Source organism: Caulobacter sp. GSs2 (genome assembly GCF_058680895.1).
Genome location: NZ_CM178725.1, coordinates 2,242,548 through 2,261,281 on the forward strand (window position 1 = coordinate 2,242,548; position 18,734 = coordinate 2,261,281).

The window sequence follows — 18,734 nt, forward strand, 5'->3', positions numbered from 1 at the left end:
TCCATGCTGCGCCTGTTCACCGCCATCGCCGTGCCGCCCGAAATCGGCCAGGGCCTGCTGACCCGTCAGCACGGCATCGAGCACGCGCGCTGGCGGCCACAGGAGGCCTTTCACATCACGCTGAAGTTCATCGGCGATGTGCAGGAGCCTGTGGCGGCCGAACTGGACGAGGCCCTGGCCCAGATCGAGGCCCCGGCCCTTGATCTGGAGCTCGCCGGCGTCGGCCATTTCGGCGAGGGCGTCGAGATCCACGCGGTCTGGGCCGGCGTGGGGGAAAGCCGCGACCTGCGCGGACTGGCCAAGGCCAACGAGCGGGCCGCGCGCGAAGTCGGCCTGAAACCCGAGGCGCGGCTCTACACCCCGCATGTCACCCTGGCCTATCTCAAGCGCCCCGCCGTGCCCGAGGTCGGCGCCTGGGTCCAGGCCAACAACCTGCTGCATTCGCCGCCGTTCCGGGTGGAGCGCTTCGGGCTCTATTCCAGCTGGCTGGGCGGCGAGGGCTCGGCCTATCGGCTGGAGCGGGAGTATCCGCTGGGCTGAGACGGGCGGCGCCGGAAGCGGACAGGGTGATTGTCTGTTCGGGTGGGAAGCGGACGTTGCGCGAGCGGGACAAAGCGAACAAGAACGCGCATGGCTCAGGATCTCTTCGTTTTCCTTGCGCAGGGAGTTGCTAGTGAACTCTCCGGCTATCGTGCAGGAGCTCGACACGCCTTGTTACTGTACTCGACGGGCCTGAGCTTGGAGAGCGCCCAGCAATCTGCGGTGACCTTCGCGCAAAATAACGGATGGCTACACGTCGAAGCTCAGCGGTCTAAGGCCACCAGCAGCGATACGGATCTCATATCCGATGCAACGCTGAGAGCCGCCGCTGAGGCCGCCGTCCGGTCAGGCCAAGGCCTCGTTGTCTATCAGAGCGAATTAGCACCTGACGCTTGACGTCCGAAGGTCCGACTTGGGTCGAAAGCAGTCGTTGGCTCATTGCCAACAAGCGGACGCCCCGCGTCCCGCTCATCCTTAAATCTCTTGGTGGCTGCAGCGTGCTGGTCTGGAAAGGTCAGTCGAGGACGGCTTCGCCGCCGCGGAGCGGCCGCCCGGAGGGCGGTGTCGGCGGAGTGACCTTTCCAGACCAGCGATCGTCTCGCCGTGAGATTTAAGGATGGCTCCCTTCGGCGCGAAGGGGGGTGGGCGGCCACCCCCATAAATCACCGTCATTCCCGCCCTTGTGGCGGGAACCCCTGCTTCAGCTGACACGTGAAGCGCCAGCGAAGTGCGCGCGCACTTCGCCCCTCCCGCACCTGCGGCGGACAGAGGGGTTCCCGCCACAAGGGCGGGAATGACGGGAGGGTGTGGGGATAGACTGTGCTGCATCCCCGTTTTTTCGAAAGTCGATCTCAACGAAATCAATGCCTTGTAAGAAACTTGATCGCGCCAATCAGACGCGCTGAAACCTCCCGTATTCTGTCCCCACCTCGTCGCGAGGAAAGGGCGCAAGGCCAGCGACCATTGCGGCGGCGGGGGGTGATCGAGCGGGGCTGGGGTCGAGGGGGATACTCGACCGGTCCGGGGATCCCGGCGTTGCGGGACCCGCCCGCCGTTGGCGTGGATGAGGACAGACGGGTGTGTTCATTAGTCATTAGCTTGGCTCGCCCGCCTCGACCGCCGAGCGGTTCCGGAAACGGAACGGTTCGGCTCCCGGTAAGGCCTGAACAGGGCCACCTGACGGGACGCTGACGCATAACGACCACGCGGAGCGGACGGCTTCGTCGAAACGGTAATCTCTATCTCTCATCCGGACGTGGTCCGGACGCTCCGCGACCCTTTCCATCAACTCGGCGGTTTCCGCGCGAGGTCGCGACGTCGTGTCCGTTAAGCCGCCGCGTGATCCTTCAGCACGCCCAGCGGCACGATCGCCAGCATCTCCTCGTGCGACGCCTCCAGCACCACCGGCGGGGCCAGGCCCGCGTCGAGGGCGTCTTTCCAGCGGCCGGCGCACAGGCACCAGCGGTCGCCGGCCTTCAGGCCGGGAAAGGCAAATTCCGGTCGGGGGGTGGAGAGGTCGTTGCCGGCGGCCTTGGAGAAGGCCAGGAACTCGTCGGTCATCACGGCGCAGACCGTATGGAGGCCCAGATCGTGCGGACCGGTCTCGCAGCAGCCGTTGCGGTAAAAGCCCGTCACCGGGTTCAGGGAGCAGGGGATCAGTTCCCCGCCCAGAACATTGCGGGCGTTCTCGTCATAGCGCGTGGTCATGCGGCGATCCTATCCCGCTTCGCCCGATCCGTGACCAAGATTAGCGCGCGTCGAACGTCTTTGCTTTTGCCGTGGCCCGCGCGTGATTAAGAAGGCTGTATAAGAAAAGACCGCAGGGAATTTTGCATGTCCACCGTCGCCAGGCCGCGCCGCAGCGCTCTCTATATGCCCGCCTCGAACGCCAAGGCGGTCGAGAAGGCGCGCACCCTGGACGCCGACGTGATCATTCTCGACCTCGAGGACGCCGTCGCCCCCGAGATGAAGGAAGCGGCCCGCGACGCGGCCGTGGCGGCCGTCAAGGCCGGCGGGTTCGGGTCCCGCGAGGTGGTGATCCGCACCAATGGCCTCGACACCCCCTGGGGCGCCGAAGATCTCGCGGCCGCCGCCGAGGCCGGCCCCGACGCGGTGCTGGTGCCCAAGATCAACGACGCCGGCGATGTGCGGGTTTACAACGCCGCCCTGCATGCTGCGCCGCCAGCAACGCGGCTGTGGACCATGATCGAGACCGGCAAGGCCGCCTTCCACCTGTGGGAGATCGCCGCCGCCAGCCGGTCCACGCGGCTGTCGACCTTCGTGATGGGGGTCAATGACTTCGCCAAGGAGATGCGGGCCCGCCAGACGCCGGACCGCGCGCCGTTCCTGCCGCTGCTGACCCTGTCGGTCGCCGCCGCCCGGGCCCATGGCCTGACCATCCTGGACGGGGTGCACAACGACATCGAGGACCTGGAGGCGCTGGAGGCGGTCTGCGTCCAGGGCGTCGACTTCGGCTTTGACGGCAAGACCCTGATCCACCCCAAGCATCTTGAGATCTGCAACCGGGTGTTCTCGCCGTCCGCCGACGAGATCGCCTGGAGCCAGGCGGTGATCGCCGCCTTCAAGGCGCCCGAAAATGCGGGCAGAGGAGCCTTGCGGGTCGACGGCAAGATGGCCGAGCGCCTGCATCTGGCCCAGGCCGAGCGCCTGGTCCTGGTCGCGGACGCCATCGCCGCCAGGGTCGGTTAGGATCTGTTGATGCGGGCTCTGGCTCTTCTTTTCGCGCTGTTCGCCGGGCCGGTTCTGGCTCAGGAGTCGCCGGTGGCGACCGCGCCGCAAACGGTGGCCCCTGCCCTATCGGCGGATCTCTTGCCGACCCCGCCGGATCCGGCGGCCGGCCAGTCGGTCCCCGTCGCCCTTGATCCGCTGGGCGACCTGATCACCCAGACCGGTACGACCGACGAGGAAGACGCCCAGCCGACCGCTCAGGCGCCCTATCACAAGCCCACCATCCTGCCGATTCCCACGCCGGAACCGCCCTCTGTCTCCTTCCCGCCGGACGGCGACCATGCCGTGCCGCAGGGCAGCTATGTCCCGGCCGAGCGGATCTACGAGATGCGGGTCAAGGGCTCGATCGTCGCCGCCCAGGGCCTGCAAGGTCCGCTGGATGGCGGCTGGAAGGTGTCAGGGCCTGACGGATCGACCCTCTACACGCTGCAGATCGTCGACCCGGCCGGCGGCTATGGCCCGGTCGAGGGCGCCTGGCGCGACGTGCGTCGGTCCGGCGCGGTCGGATCGACCGGCCTGATCGAGAGCGTCGAGCGGTCGGGCGCCGACCTGATCGTGCGCTTCAGCCCCAGGGGCGGTCCGTCCACCGTGCTGAGCCTCAGCCCGGCCGGCGCGACCCGCTGGAGCGGCAACCTCCATGAGGCCGGCGTCGACCAGGCGGTGATCGCCGATCGCGAGGCCCCGCCCAGCCTGCCGCCGGGCTATGTGATCCAGGGCCGCGGACCGGTGATCTGGGGCGCGCCCCGCGTCGCCCCGGCCCGCTCGACCCCGGCCCGGGCGGCGGTCTGCTCGACCAAGGGCAAGACCGGCAAGGCGCTGAAGGCCGCCAAGGCCAAGTGCGCCGCGGCCGCCAAGAAGAGCGGCGCGAAAGGCAAGGCCGTGGCCAAGGGCAAGAAGGGCTCCAAGGCCAAGGCGACCCCGGCTCGCAAGGGCAAGGCGACGGCGAGCAAGAAGAAGGCCCCGGCCAAGAAGACGCCGCAGCTTCGCTAGAGGTTCAGGGCTGTCTTCGCCGCCACCACCGCCGCCTCAAGGGCGGTCGGCGCGAAGGCCTCGGCGGGGCTGTGGCCCCAGACCGGCCCCGGCCAGGCCGGATCGTCGAGCCGGCGGCCGAGGACGTGGACGTGCAACTGCGGGGTGACATTGCCCAGGGCGCCGACATTCAGCTTGTCGACCGCCAGGCCCAGCGCCGCGCCGACGGCGCGAACCGCGTCGCCGGCCAGGACGATCTCGTCCATCAGGGCGATGCGGTCGGCCGGCGACAGGTCCTCGATCTCACGAAGGCCTGGCTGGCGCGGGATCAGCACGATCCAGGGATAGCGGGCGTCCCGTTGCAGCCGGGCCTCGCACAGACGCAGGTCGCCCAGCGCCTGCGAGGTGGCGACAAAGGCCGGGTCGAGGACGAACTCAGCCACGCCCCGAACCGCGCTTGGGAACCGCCGCCCAATAGTCGAAGTCGAGGATGACGTGCTCGTTATAGACCCCCGCCTCGTCCTTGCCCGGGAAGTCGTCGCAGGGCCGGTCCTTCGTCGCCACCAGCCGCAGCCGCAGGGCCCCGACGCCGTCTCCGAGGTCAGCCTTGTCCAGCACCTCGCTCCAGGCGAACACCGTGGCCCCGGCGAAGTAGGGGCTGACATGGCGGCCGCCATTGATCGCCAGGATCAGGCCGGCGTTCTGCAGGCCGTTGAACGACAGGGCCTTGGCGGTCGAGATCACCACGCCGCCATAGACCAGCCGCCGGCCCGACGGGTCCTTGGCGCGCTCGAACTGATTGAAGTGGACCTTGGCGGTGTTCTGCCACAGCCGGGTGGCCATGGCGTGCTCAGCCTCCTCGATGGCCATGCCGTCGACATGGTCGATCCGCTCGCCGATCGCGTAGTCCTCAAAAGCGTGCGGCGCGCCGCCCAGGGCGTAGTCGTATTTCGAGAAGTCCAGGGTCGCGGGGATGATCAGGTCGGCGGCCGCCACGGCGTCGGCCAGTTTCGGCGTCGCCTGCCCGGAGATCTCGGCCTCGGCGTCCTTCTTGCGGACCATGACCCAACGCACATAGCTCAACACGCGCTCGCCGCGCTGGTTGGTCCCGGTGGTCCGCACATAGACGACGCCGGTCTTGCGGTTGGAATTTTCCTTCAGCCCGATGACCTCGGACTCGGCCATCAGGGTGTCGCCCGGATAGACCGGCGCCAGGAACAGGCCCTCGGCATAGCCAAGATTGGCCACGGCGTTCAGGCTGATGTCAGGCACGGTCTTGCCGAACACGATGTGGAAGGCGATCAGCGGATCCACCGGCGCGGCGGGCAGGCCGCTGGCCCGGGCCACCTCGTCGGACGAAAACAGCGAAAAGCGCGGACCGTAGAAGGCTGTGTAAAGCGCCACATCCCCCGCTGTAACCGTGCGCGGCGTGGCGTGGACCAGCACCTGGCCCAGCCGGAAGTCCTCGAAATAGTTCCCGGGGTCGGTCTTGCTCATCCCTGCGCATCCTTATCGTTGTTCAGACAGTCTTGCCGCAGTGCAGCGAAACGGGAAAGGGGGCTTGAGGCTTGGCCGCTCCGGGCGTAGACCGCCGCGAGAATTTTCATCCACAGTCCTGACGGAGACCCTATGGCTCGCGCGAAGATCGCCCTTATCGGCGCCGGCATGATCGGCGGCACCCTGGCCCATATCGCCGCTCGCGAAGAGCTTGGCGACATCGTCCTGTTCGACATCAGCGAAGGCACGCCGCAGGGCAAGGCCCTCGACCTGGCCGAAGCCTCGGCGGTGTTTGGCAAGGACATCAGCCTCAAGGGCGCCAACGACTATGCCGACATCGCCGGCGCCGACGTCTGCATCGTCACCGCCGGCGTGCCGCGCAAGCCGGGCATGAGCCGCGATGACCTGCTGGGCATCAACCTGAAGGTCATGAAGGCCGTCGGCGAAGGCATCAAGGCTCACGCACCCAACGCCTTCGTCATCTGCATCACCAACCCGCTCGACGCGATGGTCTGGGCGCTGCAGCAGTTCTCGGGTCTGCCCAAGGAAAAGGTCATCGGCATGGCCGGCGTCCTGGACTCGGCGCGCTTCGCCTACTTCCTGGCCGAAAAGACCGGCGTGTCGGTCGAAGACATCCATGCCTGGACCCTGGGCGGCCACGGCGACGACATGGTGCCGATGGTCCGTCACTCGACGGTCGGCGGCCTGCCGCTGCCGGAACTGGTCAAGCAAGGCTGGATGACCCAGGAAGAGCTCGACGGCATCGTCAAGCGCACCCGCGGCGGCGGCGGCGAGATCGTCGCCCTGCTGAAGACCGGCTCGGCCTTCTATGCTCCGGCTGAAAGCGCCATCGCCATGGCTACCAGCTATCTGAAGGACAAGAAGCGCGTCCTGCCGTGCGCGACCTTCCTGACCGGCCAGTACGGCCTGGACGGCCTCTATGTCGGCGTGCCGGTCGTCATCGGCGCCGGCGGCGCTGAAAAGATCGTCGAGTTCGAAACCAACGACGAAGAGAAGGCGATGTTCGCCGCCTCGGTCGCCTCGGTTAAGGGCCTGATGGAAGCCTGCAAGGCCATCGACCCCTCGCTGGTCTAGGCTTTGACTTGAGTCTGAATGACGAAGGGCGGCTCCTCGCGGAGCCGCCCTTTTTCATGGCCGATAGCGACTAGTGCGCCGCGTCGCCCGGCTCGGCGGAGATGTCTTCCAGCGTCTTGCCGACCTGCTTGGCGCCATAGTCCTTGGCTACGTCGCCCAACGAGAGAATGCCGGTCAGGGCGCCGGCGTCGTTGAGCACCACCAGGCGGCGGATCTGGTGGCTGGCCATCTTGGCGGTGGCGTCGGCCAGGACGTCGTCTTCCTTGACGCTGTGGACCTCGCCCTCGGTCATGGCTTCGGAGATCGGCGAGTCGAAGCTGCGGCCTTCGGCGACGACGCGCAGAACGATGTCGCGGTCGGTGACCAGGCCCACCACCTTGCCGCTGTCGACGACAGGAACCGCACCGGTTTCGACATGGGCCATCATCTGGGCCACCTTGCGGACCGTATCGGTCGGGGCGGCGGTGGTGACCTGACCGGTCATGGCGTCGCTGACTTTCATGGGGGTAACCTCGTGGTTTGAACTCGAACTGTCTAAACCCCCGCCGATCGCCAGGCGTTCCGCGCTTCCTCTCAGGAGGCGTCCGCCCTATCTGTGCGCCACACCTTCCAGCGGAGCTTCCATGACCCTTTCCATGCACCAGGCCAGCGTTCCCGTCTTCGTCCAGGGCCTGAAGGGTCTGAAAGGCGTGCTGACCAAGGCGGCCGCCCAGGTCGAGGCCAAGGGCTGGGACGCCGACGCCCTGCTGAAGGCCCGGCTCTATCCCGACATGTTCCCGCTTCTGCGCCAGGTGCAGATCGCCACCGACTTCGCCAAGGGCTGCTGCGCGCGCCTGGCCGGTGAAGACGTGCCGGCCTGGGACGACACCGAAACCGGCTTTGCCGACCTGATCGCCCGGGTCGACCGCGCCATCGCCTATGTCGAAGGTCTGGACGCCAGCAAGTTCGAAGGCGCCGAGGACCGCGACATCACCCTGACGCGTCGCGGTGAAACCAGTGTGGTCAAGGGCCTGGCCTATTTCCAGACCCAGGCGCAGCCGAACTTCTTCTTCCACCTGACCACCGCCTACGCGATCCTGCGCAAGAACGGGGTTGAAGTCGGCAAGCGCGACTATCTCGGGACCGTCTAGAGCCGGTCGGGCGCCCTGCCCTGGCGGGGCGCCCTTTGACTCCGCGCCATTTTCTGTGCATAAGCGCGCCCTTCCGGCGCTTCATCAGCAGCGCCTCTACCGTCACGACCCCAGCCCGCTAGCGCGGGATCCATCTGGACGAGGACGGCGAGGACCCCCATCGACGTGATCGTCCATGGGGGCTGATTGCGTTTGGAGATTTGGGTTCAAACAGGGTTCGACATGTTCGACGGCCTTACAGAGCGGCTCTCCGGCGTATTCGACCGCCTCGGCGGTCGCGGCGTGCTGTCCGAAAAGGATATCGACGAGGCGCTGCGCGAGGTCCGCGTCGCCCTGCTGGAAGCCGATGTCGCCCTGCCGGTGGTCAAGGACTTCATCAGCAAGGCCAAGGAACTGGCCTCAGGCGAGGCGGTCATCCGCTCGGTCAAGCCGGCCGACCAGGTGGTCAAGATCGTCTATGACGGTCTGGTCGACATGCTGGGCGGCGAAGAGCCCACCGGCCTGAACCTGGCCCTGAACCCGCCGTCGGTGATCCTGATGACCGGCCTGCAGGGCTCGGGCAAGACCACCACGACCGGCAAGCTGGCTCTGCGACTGTCCAAGGCCGAGCGCAAGAAGGTGCTGGTCGCCTCGCTGGACACCCGCCGACCGGCCGCCATGGAACAGCTGGCCATGCTGGCCAAGCAGGTCGAGGTCGAGAGCCTGCCGATCGTCGCCGGCCAGAGCGCCGTCGACATCGCCAAGCGCGCCATGAGCGCCGCGCGCCTCGGCGGTTATGACGTCCTGATCCTCGACACCGCCGGCCGCACCACGCTGGACGAGGCGATGATGAGCGAAGCGGCGGAAATCGCCCGCATCGCCCAGCCGACCGAAACCCTGCTGGTCGCCGACAGCCTGACCGGCCAGGACGCGGTCCGCACCGCCAAGGCCTTCCACGAACGCCTGCCCCTGACCGGCCTGATCCTGACCCGCGCCGACGGCGACGGCCGGGGCGGCGCGGCGCTGTCGATGCGCCACGTCACCGGCCTGCCGATCAAGTTCCTGGGCGCCGGCGAAAAGGTCGACGCGCTGGACGTGTTCGACGCCCGCCGCGTGGCCGGCCGCATCCTGGGTCAGGGCGATGTCGTCGCTCTGGTCGAGCGCGCCGCCGCCGATCTGGACCATGCCGAAGCCGAGCGCATGGCCAAGAAGCTGGCCAAGGGCCAGTTCGACCTCAACGACCTGTCGTCGCAGCTGTCGCAGATGCAGAAGATGGGCGGCATGCAGGGCATCATGGGCCTGCTGCCCGGCGTCCAGAAGGCCAAGAAGCAGATCGCCGAAAGCGGCATCGACGACAAGGTGTTCCTGCGCCAGCAGGCGATCATCAGCTCGATGACCAAGCTGGAGCGCAGGAAGCCCGACATCCTGGCCGCCTCGCGCAAGCGCCGCATCGCGGCCGGCGCCGGGGTTGACGTGGCCGAGGTCAATCGTCTGCTGAAACAGCACCGCCAGATGGCCGACATGTTCAAGGCCATGTCCAAGGACGGCGGCAAGAGCCTGGCCCGGATGGCCGGCATGATGGGCGGCGGCGACATGTCGCGCCTGAAAGCCATGGGGGGCGGCAAGCAGGCCGCGCCCGATCAACAGAATTCCGCGGGAGGCCTGCCGGGTCTTCCCGGTCTCGGCGGTGGCGGCGACGCCAAGCCGAACCTCCTTTCCGGCCTGGGCGGCGGTCTGCCGCCCGGTTTCAACCCGTTCAAGAAATAGAACTCGAACTCAAGGACTACCGATATGCTGAAGATCCGTCTCGCCCGTGGCGGCGCCAAGAAGCGCCCGTACTACTCGATCGTCGTTGCTGACAGCCACTCGCCGCGCGATGGCCGTTTCATCGAAAAGGTCGGCACCTACAACCCGCTGCTCAAGAAGGACGACGCCGCTCGCGTCACCCTGAAGATCGAGTCGATCCAGGCCTGGATCGCCAAGGGCGCCCAGCCGACCGACCGCGTCGCGCGCTTCCTGGCCGCTCAGGGCATCGGCTCGTGGACCCACGGCAACAACCCTGAAAAGGGCGCGCCGGGCAAGAAGGCCCAGGAGCGCATCACCGAGCGCGCTCAACGCGACGAAGACCGCAAGGCCGCCGACGTGAAGGCCGCTGAAGACGCCGCCGCCGCTGCCGTCCAGGCTGCTGAAGACGCCAAGGCCGCTGCCGAAGCTGCTGCTGAAGCCGCCGCCGCCGCTGCTGCCGAAGCCGCCGCTGCCCCGGCCCCCGAGCCGGTTGCTGAAGAAGCCCCCGCCGAAGAAGCCGCTGCCGAAGAGGCTCCGGCCGCTGAAGCCGCCGCTGAAGAGGCTCCGGCCGCCGAAGCTGAAAAGACCGAAGGCTAAGGCCTTTTGCGCTGTCGCCCCGGTCTTCGGATCGGGGCGGCGATGCAACATCTTCGATGAGCACCCCCTCCCCCGCCAACCTGATCCTCGTCGGCCGCGTCTCCGGCGGCTTTGGCGTGCGCGGCGAGGTGAAGATCGCCACCTATACCGAAGAGCCGATGAGCCTGGCCGGCTTCAAGGCGCTGCTGCGCCAGGATGGCTCGCCGGCCCTGACCATCGTCTCGGCCCGTGTGGCCAAGGAAGGCCTCGTCACCCGCTGTAAGGGGATCGAGACCAAGGACGCCGCCGACGCCCTGCGCGGCCTGCGCCTGTATGTCCCCCGGGACTCCTTGCCCGAGCCGGACGAGGATGAATTCTACCTGACCGACCTGGTCGGCCTGGCCGTTCGCCACATCTCCGACAAAGCCCTGCTGGGTTCGGTCAAGAGCGTGCAGAACTTCGGAGCCGGCGACCTGCTCGAGATCCAGCCCGCCCTCGGCGGCCAGACCTGGTTCCTGCCCTTCACCCGCGCGGCCGTTCCCGACGTGAAGATCCAGGAACGTTTGATCCTCGCCGATCCGCCCGCCTTGGTGGGAGAACCGGAAGGTCCGGTCGAAGAGGCCGACGACAGCGACGGCGCCGAGCGCCACTACGACTGACGACGGCCGATCCCAGGAGTTCGAGGACATGGTGACCGACGGAAAGTGGCGGGTCACCGCCTCGCGCTATGTTCACAAGGATCGCTGGATCGCCGTTCGCGCTGATGATTGCGTCACGGACGAAGGCGCGGTGGTCGCCCCCTATTACGTGCTGGACTATCCCGACTGGGTCGAGATCATCGCCCTGGACGCCGCCGACAACGTGCTGCTGGTCAAGCAGTACCGGCATGGCCTGGGCGGGATGTCGATCGAACTGCCCGCCGGCGGCATGGAGCCGACCGACACGGATCCCTGCGCCGCCGCCGCGCGCGAGCTGCTGGAAGAGACCGGGTGCGCCGGGATTCTGACCCTGGTCGGCGAAACGCGGGCCAACGCCGGCACCCATTCCAACCGCACACACATCGTCCTGGCGCGTCAGGTGGCGAAGGTCGCCGAGCCCAAGGACGACCCGACCGAGCGGATCGAGAGGCTCTGGGTCCCGGCCGCCGAAGCGCTGCGGATGGCCCTGGCCGGCGAGCTGACCGTCGGCATGCAGGTCGCCTCACTCCTGCGCGGCCTGGCTCAGGCCGGCGTGGCGTCAATCAGCCTGGCGAACCCGGCCAGGTCTTGATCTGCATCGGGCATTCCTGCGCCAGCTATACCGAAGGGCCGATGAGCCTGGCCGAAGGGTCGGCGCAAGAAGATTGATCTCGAAATCAATCAAAGAGAGAGTGTTGCAAACAACACTCTCAAAGCGATTTCGAGCCCTATGCCCGTCGATCTACCCGCCGCCGACAGGGCGTTTGCCCATATCCATCAGATCCGGGGCCAGAGTGTCGTTCTCGACGACGCGATCGCCGCTCTGTTCGGCGTGGAGACCCGGCGCCTTAACGAACAGGTCCGCCGCAATGCCGCACGGTTCGAGGGTTACGCCTTCCAACTGACGGCTGAGGAGTTCGCCCGTTTGATATCGCAAAATGCGATATCAAACTCCCGAGGTGGGCGACGGACACGGCCCTGGGCCTTCACCGAACACGGCGTGGTCATGGCCGCGACTGTTCTGAAGTCCGATTCCGCCATCGCCGCGATGAAGATGGTCGTCGAGGTCTTCGTCAGTGCGCGTCGAAGACAGGATGCCTCACCGCAGATCACCAACGGCGTGAGTGTTGGAAACGGCCTGATCCCCAGGCTGACCCAAGCCATGGCGGCGGTGCTCGACTCGGTGGTGAACCAGCGTCACGGCGCCTCCGTCCGGGAAGAGGCCCAGGACCTGCTGGACCGCTCCATCGCCCATCTGAAGGATCGGCTGTCGCGCGCCGGTCTGGAAAATGAAGAACTCGCTGCCCGGGCGACCAAGCTTCTGGCGGAAGCCGAGGCCAGCAAGGCGACCGCCGCCAAGACCCAAGCCGAGGCCGGCGAAATCGAATTGCGGGTCCTGGCGCGCAAGCTCCAGTTGGTGATCGAAGCCGAGCGCGCGATGACCGGGGGCGATATCGACCGGTTCGTCGGGGTCCTGGAACGGCTGGGCGGTTAGGGGCCCTACTTCTTGATCCGCATCAGGCATTCCTGCGCCACCGAGGCCAGAAGCGTGCCGTCCTGGCTGAACATCTGGCCGCGCACCATGCCGCGACCCTGCGAGGCGCTGGGGCTGTCCTGGGCAAACAGGGTCCAGTCATTAAAGTTGAAGGGCCGGTGGAACCACATGGCGTGGTCCAGGCTGGCCGACTGCAGGCCGGGCGTGGTCCAGATCAGGCCGTGGGGACGCAGGGCGCTTTCCATGAAGGCCATGTCAGAGGCATAGGCCAGGGCCGCCTGCTGCATCTTCACATCATCGCCAATCGGGGCGCAGGCCCGCATCCAGACCTCCTTGGTGCCCGATTTCTTCTCGGGCTTGACCGGGTTCTGCGGGTCGACCCAGCGGATGTCGATCGGGCGCGGCTTGTCCAGGAAGCGCAGCATCTTGGGATGGACCTGGTCGCCCAGGCTGCGCAGGAAGTCGCCCTCGGTCTGAACATCCTCTGGCACCGGAGCGGCGGGCATCGGCGACTGGTGCTCAAAGCCCTCCTCGGGCGTCTGGAACGAACAGGCCAGGTTGAAGATCTGCTCGCCATGCTGGATCGCGGCCACCCGTCGGGTGGTGAAGGTGCCGCCGTCGCGGGCGCGCTCGACCTCATAGAGGACCGGAGCGTTCACATCGCCGGGGCGGATGAAATAGGCGTGCAGCGAATGGCAGATCCGCTCGGGCACGGTCTTGTAGGCGGCCAGCAGGGCCTGGGCGATGACGAGGCCCCCGAAAATGCGCGGAAAGCCGTCATTGGGGCTGGTTCCGCGAAACAGGTTCACCTCGATGGCTTCGAGGTCGAGGATGTCGGCGAGGTTTTCGGGCGTCTGCATGGCGATGGGTTATTCCGCAAGCGCCGCCGGGGCAAGACGCGACCTTGCGTCATGTCGTCCTGATCGCCATCGTTTACGCATGCCGCCACCGATCGTGCACCACCCTGCCTTCCGGGCCGAGATGCCAGTGGGGCACCGGTTTCCGATGGACAAGTTCTCGCGGCTGGCCGCCGTGCTGGAGCGCGAGGGCCTGCCGGGACCCGACGGATTTCATCTTCCGGAGCCGGTCGACGTCGAAACTCTGCGGCTGGTCCACACGGAAGATTATGTGCGTGGCGTGATCGAGCAGTCGCTGCCCGCAGACATCGTGCGCCGCATCGGCATGCCCAACAGCGAGTCCGTCGCCACTAGGGCGCTAGCCGCGACGGGCGGCACTTTGTTGACGGCCCGGCTGGCGCTGGAGCATGGCATCGCCTGCAACACGGCCGGAGGCAGCCATCACGCCTCTGCTGAGAGCGGGGCGGGTTTCTGCGTGTTCAACGACGTCGCCGTTGCGGCCAGACGCCTGCTGGCCGAGGGCGCGATCGGCAAGGCGCTGGTGGTGGATCTGGATGTGCATCAGGGCGACGGCACGGCGCGGATCTTCGAGGGCGATCCCAGCGTCTTCACGTTCTCGATGCACGCCGAGAAGAACTTTCCGGCCCGCAAGGCGGTCAGCGATCTGGATATCGACCTGGCCGACGGAACCGGCGACGAGGCCTATCTGGCCAGGCTGGCGGAGATCCTGCCGGCGCTGCTGGCGCGCGAGGCGCCGGATCTGGTGTTTTTCAACGCCGGGGTCGATCCACATGCGGATGACAAGCTGGGGCGTCTGTCCTTGAGCGACGACGGCCTGGCGCGGCGCGAGGCGTTCGTTCTGGGCTGTTGTCTGGAAAGGCAGATCCCCGTGGCGGGGGTGATCGGCGGCGGATACGACGCCGACATCGATCGTCTGGCGCATCGTCACGCCCTTCTCCACCGGGCTGCCCTTGAGGCCTTCAAGGCCTGAGGGCGGCAAGCCCGGTGGAGCTATGCGGCGGTCACTTAGAAGCTCGTGGCGAGCGAACCGACGATAACGACGAGCGGCAGAACCGCGAGAACCAGGGTGGCGAAGCCGGCGACGGCGTTGGTCTTGATGGTCATGGTCTTGATCCCTTTTGTTGGCCGCCGCGGTTGTTCGCGTCCGGTGAAAAGAGATATAGGCCCGCCGTTTGGTGAATACCCGTTACCTTTGCGTCATGAAGGCTTTTTAAGAAACTTCCAGCCATCAATTAGCATTACATTGGTGTAATTTTATGTGATCGGCACCGGTCGGAGCAATATTTTACTTCGTCCCATACCGCTTCCCACTTCTTTCGCCACGTGAACGGCCGACCGCAGGTCAGGCACGGCTTGGAGGGCAGATCGCCCTTGCGGACGGCCTTGCCGCCATCGCGTCCGCCGCGCGAGGCCCGGCCCCGGGTCAATCCCTCCCCCTACTCTTCGGACTGGGCCACCAGGAAGATGCCCCGCAGCGTGGCGATCGGTGCGGCGCGGGTTTCCTGCCAGGCCTCGACATGGACGTTGGCGACCCGCCGGCCCAGTTTCTTGATCGTGGCGCGGGCATAGGTGGTCACCGGCCGGCCCGAGCGCAGATATTCGATCGAGACATCCACCGTGCGCGGCTGGCGCTTCAGCGGCGCGGCCACGGACAGCTGGGCCAGGGCCGTCATTTCCATGAAGGCGCCCAGCACGCCGCCATGGATGGCCGGCAGCATCGGATTGCCGACGATGTGGTCGGAGAACGGCAGGATGGCGGTCATCTCGTCACCGGCCAGTTCGGCGGTGATCCCCAGGAACTTGGCGTAGGGGATCGAACCCAGCACGGCGACCAGGCGGTTGTCGGCGTCGCTCATGCGGCGTCTCCCGTCTTTTTGGCGGCCGGCGGGCCAGAGCGTGAAGGCTTCAGGTTGGCCCCGGCCTTCTTGCCGGCGCTGCTGTCGAGCATGAAGGTCGCCTGGGCGGTGGCCACGGGATCTTCCGGGTCGTCCTCGTAGGCGACGGCGCGGACGAAGGCTACCGAGCGGGTGATCTTGTAGCAGTGCGCGCGGGCCATCACGTCGCGACCCGGCTCGGCCGGGCGCATATAGTCGATGCGCAGGTCCAGGGTGGCGATCGAGGTCCAGGTCTCCAGGGCCGCATGCACGGCCTGGCCGCTGGCATGGTCCAGCAGGGTGGTCATCACCCCGCCGGCGATGACGCCGGTCTCGGGGTCGCCGACGATCTCGGGCCGATAGGGCACCTTCAGGATCGCCACAGAGTCGCCGATCTTCAGGGTGGTGAAGCCCAGGGCCCGGGCCTGCGGGCTGCCCTCGTTCATCGCCGTGGCGATCATCCGGGTTTGTTCGTTGTCTTCGCTCATGCGGCTATGAATAGCAGCCCGCGCATTGTCATATCCACTGTGATCAAGCCTGAAGACCTTCTCTGTCCCCGCCCGGGCGGCCTCTACTGCCCGCCGGGGGACTTCTATATCGATCCGGTCCGCCCCGTGGACCGGGCGGTGATCACCCATGGCCATGCCGACCACGCCCGCGCCGGCCATGGCGTGGTCGCCGCCACGCCTCAGACCCTGGCGATCATGGCCGTGCGCTATGGCGAGGATTTCGCCGGCCGCCGCGAGGTCGTGCCCTATGGCGCCAGCTTTACCCATAACGGCGTCGAGGTGACCCTGGTCCCGGCCGGCCACATCCTGGGCTCGGCCCAGGCGGTGGTGCGCTGGAAGGGCCTGACCATGGTGGTGTCCGGCGACTACAAGCGCCGCCGCGACCCGACCTGCGCGCGGTTCGAACCCGTGCCCTGCGACGTGTTCATCACCGAGGCCACCTTCGGCCTGCCGGTGTTTCGCCACCCCGACGACGCCGGCGAGATCCGCAACCTGCTGGCCAGCGTCGCCCAGTTTCCAGAGCGCACCCATCTGGTCGGCGCCTATGCCCTGGGCAAGGCCCAACGGGTGATCCGGCTGTTGCGCGAGGCCGGCTGGGACCAGCCGATCTATGTACATGGCGCGCTGGAGCGGCTGAACGCCCTCTATGAGGACCACGGCGTCGGTCTGGGGCCGCTGCTGCCGGCTACCACAGAGCAATCCAAGTCGGCCTTCGCCGGCCAGATCGTCATCGCCCCGCCCTCGGCCATCGCCGACCGCTGGTCGCGCCGTTTCGCCGACCCGGTCGACTGCTTCGCCTCCGGCTGGATGCGCGTGCGGGCCCGGGCCCGGCAGCGGGGCGTCGAGCTGCCGCTGATCCTATCCGACCACGCCGACTGGGACGAACTGACGGCGACGCTGTCCGAACTGCACCCCGGCGAAGTGTGGATCACCCATGGGCGGGAGGAGGCCCTGCTGCGCTGGTGCGAGCTGGAGGGCCTGCCCGCGCGGGCCCTGCGCCTGGTGGGGTATGACGAGGAGGAGGGCGAGTAGGCCGCAGCTGATTTCGCCCCCTCGGCGGCGCCCGCAACACCCTGTCTCATCCCGTCCGGCGCAACCCATGCTGCAGCTTTCGCGTTCCCGATCGACCCCAACCTGAACAAGGCTTCATCGAACCGCCGTCAAATGGCCTCGCGACGGCCTTTCGCTCGTCGCTTGGTCAGGGCAAAGGTTGAGCTCAAGGAGACCGCATGACGAAGACCCCGACCACCCGTCGCGCCCTGATCGCCGCCGCCGGCGCCAGCCTGGCCGCCGCTTCGTTCGGCGGATCGGCCCTCGCCCAGTCCAGCGCCCCAAAGGCGGCCGCCCTGACCCCCGAGCAGAAGGGGCTGGTCGACAAGGCCACCGGCTACATCCAGGGCCTGACCTCGGCCAAGGGGCGGTTCATCCAGACCGACCAGCGCGGCACGGTCACGCAAGGCACGCTCCATATGCAGCGTCCGGGCAAGGCGCGCTTCGCCTATGAGGGCCCCTCGGGCCTGCTGGTCGTCAGCAACGGCAATAACGTCAACATCTTCGACAGCCGCCTGAAGACCTTCGAGAGCTATCCGCTCAGCCGCACCCCGCTGGCCCTGCTGCTGGCGCGCGAGGTCCGGCTGGATCGCGGCGTGGTCATCACCGATGTGCGCCGGCTGGCCGACGGCTTCACCATCGTCGCCCAGGACGCCCGGCGTCAAACCCTGGGCCGCATCAGCCTGGATTTCAGCGACGGCCCGGTCTCGCTGATCGGCTGGACGGTCAGCGACGTGAAGGGCGGCCAGATCCGCGTGCGCCTGGTCGATTTCGACAAGACCGGCGATCTGGACCCCAAGCTGTTTGTGCTCACCGACCCCCGCCCGCGCCGCGCCGGCGCCAAGTCCTGAATGTGACATTCACACAACAGGCAAGAATCAACAGCTTTACCTCTTGACTATTAATTGCGCAGTGGCATATTTAACACGCATGGCGATGAGAGCCCGACCCTCTCCTCGCAAACCGTGCCGGATCCTATCCCCTCCCGGCCGCGGCATGAGAGACCCGACTTTCGCCCGGACGCTTGATGCGTCCGGGCGTTTTTCGTTTCCGGCGGCGTTCAAACCTTTTAGAGCCAAGCCATGCGCCTCCGTATCGCCACCTGGAACGTCAATTCCGTCCGCCTGCGCGCCGAGCAGGTCGCCCGCTTCGTCGATGAGCAGGCCCCCGATGTGCTGTGCCTGCAGGAGATCAAGTGCCAGGAGGCCGAGTTTCCGCGCGAGGCTTTCATCGCTGCCGGTCTGCCGCACCTGAAGATCGCCGGCCAAAAGGGATGGCACGGCGTGGCCATCGCCTCGCGCCTGCCCTTCGAAGACGTCCCGACCCTGATGACCTGCCGCGAGGGCCACGCCCGCTGCGTGGCGGTCAAGGTGGCCGGCGTCGACATCCAGAACTTCTACATCCCGGCCGGTGGCGACACGCCCGACCGGGTCGGCAATCCCAAGTTCGACCACAAGCTGGACTTCTACGAGACCCTGACCGCCGCCCTGAAAAAGCGTGACCCCAGGGACCCGCTGATCGTCACCGGCGACCTCAATATCGCACCAGGCGAGAACGACGTCTGGAGCCATCGCCAGATGCTGAAGGTGGTCAGCCACACGCCGGTCGAACTGGAAGCCTTCGACGCGATGATCACGTCGATGGGCCTGCTGGACCTGCCCCGCCTGGCCATCCCGGAACCCGAGAAGCTGTTTTCCTGGTGGAGCTATCGCGCCGCCGACTTCCGCAAGTCCAACCGCGGCCTGCGCCTGGACCACATCCTGGCCAGCCCCGGCCTGCGCGACGCGGCCTTTGTGGACGGCAAGGTGTCGTCCAGAGTGCATGACACGGTGCGCGAATGGGAACGGCCCAGCGACCACGCACCGGTGACGGCGGATCTGAAGCTTTAGAGGGCGGCCCTCAGGGTCGTCACGACGCGTTCGACTGAAAGGG

The 18,734-nt window shown here is 67.1% G+C and carries 22 protein-coding genes and 2 pseudogenes; 14 read left to right on the forward strand and 10 right to left on the reverse strand.

Going from position 1 to position 18,734, the window contains the following annotated elements:
- Window positions 1–3: 3 nt before the first annotated feature.
- Complete coding sequence (gene thpR / locus ACW17Z_RS10905) at window positions 4–540, forward strand: RNA 2',3'-cyclic phosphodiesterase (protein WP_492056020.1); 537 nt, start codon at window positions 4–6, stop codon at window positions 538–540.
- Between the two features lie 648 nt (window positions 541–1,188).
- Here the strand turns inward: thpR and ACW17Z_RS10910 are convergent.
- A pseudogene (locus tag ACW17Z_RS10910) lies at window positions 1,189–1,343 on the reverse strand (hypothetical protein); the annotation flags it as partial.
- Window positions 1,344–1,866: 523 nt separating this feature from the next.
- The gene (locus tag ACW17Z_RS10915; protein ID WP_492056021.1) at window positions 1,867–2,247 is read right to left on the reverse strand and encodes a DUF2237 family protein; all 381 of its coding nucleotides are present in this window, start codon (window positions 2,245–2,247) and stop codon (window positions 1,867–1,869) included.
- Between the two features lie 126 nt (window positions 2,248–2,373).
- Between ACW17Z_RS10915 and ACW17Z_RS10920 the strand changes: the two genes are divergently transcribed.
- Together ACW17Z_RS10920 and ACW17Z_RS10925 are read left to right on the forward strand one after the other, a co-directional pair.
- Window positions 2,374–3,249, forward strand: coding sequence for an HpcH/HpaI aldolase/citrate lyase family protein (locus ACW17Z_RS10920; RefSeq protein ID WP_419319360.1), 876 nt, complete (start codon window positions 2,374–2,376; stop codon window positions 3,247–3,249).
- 9 nt (window positions 3,250–3,258) lie between these two features.
- Window positions 3,259–4,278: a hypothetical protein gene (locus tag ACW17Z_RS10925; RefSeq protein ID WP_492056022.1), complete on the forward strand. Its 1,020-nt coding sequence runs from the start codon at window positions 3,259–3,261 to the stop codon at window positions 4,276–4,278.
- On the opposite strand, the gene ACW17Z_RS10930 is transcribed toward ACW17Z_RS10925, so the two are convergent.
- Entirely contained in the window at window positions 4,275–4,700 is a 426-nt protein-coding gene (locus tag ACW17Z_RS10930) for an HIT domain-containing protein (RefSeq protein WP_492056023.1), read from the reverse strand. The genes ACW17Z_RS10925 and ACW17Z_RS10930 overlap by 4 nt on opposite strands.
- Complete coding sequence (locus ACW17Z_RS10935) at window positions 4,693–5,754, reverse strand: MaoC family dehydratase (RefSeq protein ID WP_492056024.1); 1,062 nt, start codon at window positions 5,752–5,754, stop codon at window positions 4,693–4,695. Before ACW17Z_RS10935 ends, ACW17Z_RS10930 begins: the two co-directional genes overlap by 8 nt.
- A gap of 132 nt (window positions 5,755–5,886) precedes the next feature.
- On the opposite strand from ACW17Z_RS10935, the gene mdh reads away from it, so the two are divergent.
- On the forward strand, window positions 5,887–6,849 hold the full coding sequence (mdh, locus tag ACW17Z_RS10940; RefSeq protein WP_419253449.1) for a malate dehydrogenase: 963 nt from the start codon (window positions 5,887–5,889) through the stop codon (window positions 6,847–6,849).
- A gap of 70 nt (window positions 6,850–6,919) precedes the next feature.
- Here mdh and ACW17Z_RS10945 read toward each other — a convergent pair whose 3' ends face one another.
- On the reverse strand, window positions 6,920–7,351 hold the full coding sequence (locus ACW17Z_RS10945; protein ID WP_492056025.1) for a CBS domain-containing protein: 432 nt from the start codon (window positions 7,349–7,351) through the stop codon (window positions 6,920–6,922).
- 121 nt (window positions 7,352–7,472) lie between these two features.
- Here ACW17Z_RS10945 and ACW17Z_RS10950 point away from each other — a divergent pair, with 121 nt between their 5' ends.
- The 6 genes from ACW17Z_RS10950 to ACW17Z_RS10975 all read left to right on the forward strand — a co-directional run bounded on the left by ACW17Z_RS10950 (window position 7,473) and on the right by ACW17Z_RS10975 (window position 12,491).
- Window positions 7,473–7,979 carry a DUF1993 domain-containing protein gene (locus tag ACW17Z_RS10950; protein ID WP_492056026.1) on the forward strand — a complete coding sequence of 169 codons (507 nt, stop codon included), beginning with the start codon at window positions 7,473–7,475 and terminating at the stop codon, window positions 7,977–7,979.
- A gap of 222 nt (window positions 7,980–8,201) precedes the next feature.
- Entirely contained in the window at window positions 8,202–9,725 is a 1,524-nt protein-coding gene (ffh, locus tag ACW17Z_RS10955; RefSeq protein ID WP_492056027.1) for a signal recognition particle protein, read from the forward strand.
- Window positions 9,726–9,749: 24 nt separating this feature from the next.
- Entirely contained in the window at window positions 9,750–10,340 is a 591-nt protein-coding gene (rpsP, locus tag ACW17Z_RS10960) for a 30S ribosomal protein S16 (RefSeq protein ID WP_419319352.1), read from the forward strand.
- Window positions 10,341–10,396: 56 nt separating this feature from the next.
- A complete protein-coding gene (rimM, locus tag ACW17Z_RS10965) occupies window positions 10,397–10,978 on the forward strand; it encodes a ribosome maturation factor RimM (protein ID WP_492056028.1) in 582 nt (193 codons plus the stop codon).
- Window positions 10,979–11,009: 31 nt separating this feature from the next.
- Window positions 11,010–11,588, forward strand: coding sequence for an NUDIX hydrolase (locus tag ACW17Z_RS10970; protein WP_492058514.1), 579 nt, complete (start codon window positions 11,010–11,012; stop codon window positions 11,586–11,588).
- Window positions 11,589–11,726: 138 nt separating this feature from the next.
- The gene (locus ACW17Z_RS10975) at window positions 11,727–12,491 is read left to right on the forward strand and encodes an ORF6N domain-containing protein (RefSeq protein ID WP_492056029.1); all 765 of its coding nucleotides are present in this window, start codon (window positions 11,727–11,729) and stop codon (window positions 12,489–12,491) included.
- Window positions 12,492–12,496: 5 nt separating this feature from the next.
- Here ACW17Z_RS10975 and ACW17Z_RS10980 read toward each other — a convergent pair whose 3' ends face one another.
- Window positions 12,497–13,351, reverse strand: coding sequence for an acyl-CoA thioesterase (locus ACW17Z_RS10980; RefSeq protein ID WP_492056030.1), 855 nt, complete (start codon window positions 13,349–13,351; stop codon window positions 12,497–12,499).
- Between the two features lie 79 nt (window positions 13,352–13,430).
- Here ACW17Z_RS10980 and ACW17Z_RS10985 point away from each other — a divergent pair, with 79 nt between their 5' ends.
- Entirely contained in the window at window positions 13,431–14,339 is a 909-nt protein-coding gene (locus ACW17Z_RS10985) for a histone deacetylase family protein (RefSeq protein ID WP_492056031.1), read from the forward strand.
- Window positions 14,340–14,374: 35 nt separating this feature from the next.
- Here the strand turns inward: ACW17Z_RS10985 and ACW17Z_RS10990 are convergent, their stop codons facing one another.
- The 4 genes from ACW17Z_RS10990 to ACW17Z_RS11005 all read right to left on the reverse strand — a co-directional run bounded on the left by ACW17Z_RS10990 (window position 14,375) and on the right by ACW17Z_RS11005 (window position 15,731).
- Window positions 14,375–14,473, reverse strand: coding sequence for a hypothetical protein (locus ACW17Z_RS10990; protein ID WP_419319347.1), 99 nt, complete (start codon window positions 14,471–14,473; stop codon window positions 14,375–14,377).
- A gap of 134 nt (window positions 14,474–14,607) precedes the next feature.
- Window positions 14,608–14,796, reverse strand: coding sequence for a DUF2256 domain-containing protein (locus ACW17Z_RS10995; RefSeq protein ID WP_492056032.1), 189 nt, complete (start codon window positions 14,794–14,796; stop codon window positions 14,608–14,610).
- A 9-nt stretch (window positions 14,797–14,805) separates the two neighbouring features.
- Window positions 14,806–15,225: a PaaI family thioesterase gene (locus ACW17Z_RS11000; protein WP_419319346.1), complete on the reverse strand. Its 420-nt coding sequence runs from the start codon at window positions 15,223–15,225 to the stop codon at window positions 14,806–14,808.
- Window positions 15,222–15,731, reverse strand: coding sequence for a PaaI family thioesterase (locus ACW17Z_RS11005; protein WP_492056033.1), 510 nt, complete (start codon window positions 15,729–15,731; stop codon window positions 15,222–15,224). Before ACW17Z_RS11005 ends, ACW17Z_RS11000 begins: the two co-directional genes overlap by 4 nt.
- Before the next feature lie 25 nt (window positions 15,732–15,756).
- Between ACW17Z_RS11005 and ACW17Z_RS11010 the strand changes: the two are divergent.
- From ACW17Z_RS11010 to xth, 3 genes and pseudogenes are all read left to right on the forward strand, one after another.
- Window positions 15,757–16,784, forward strand: a pseudogene (locus ACW17Z_RS11010) (ligase-associated DNA damage response exonuclease).
- Window positions 16,785–16,981: 197 nt separating this feature from the next.
- Window positions 16,982–17,653, forward strand: coding sequence for an outer-membrane lipoprotein carrier protein LolA (locus ACW17Z_RS11015; RefSeq protein ID WP_419319344.1), 672 nt, complete (start codon window positions 16,982–16,984; stop codon window positions 17,651–17,653).
- Between the two features lie 231 nt (window positions 17,654–17,884).
- The gene (gene xth / locus ACW17Z_RS11020; RefSeq protein WP_492056034.1) at window positions 17,885–18,691 is read left to right on the forward strand and encodes an exodeoxyribonuclease III; all 807 of its coding nucleotides are present in this window, start codon (window positions 17,885–17,887) and stop codon (window positions 18,689–18,691) included.
- Window positions 18,692–18,734: the final 43 nt, after the last annotated feature.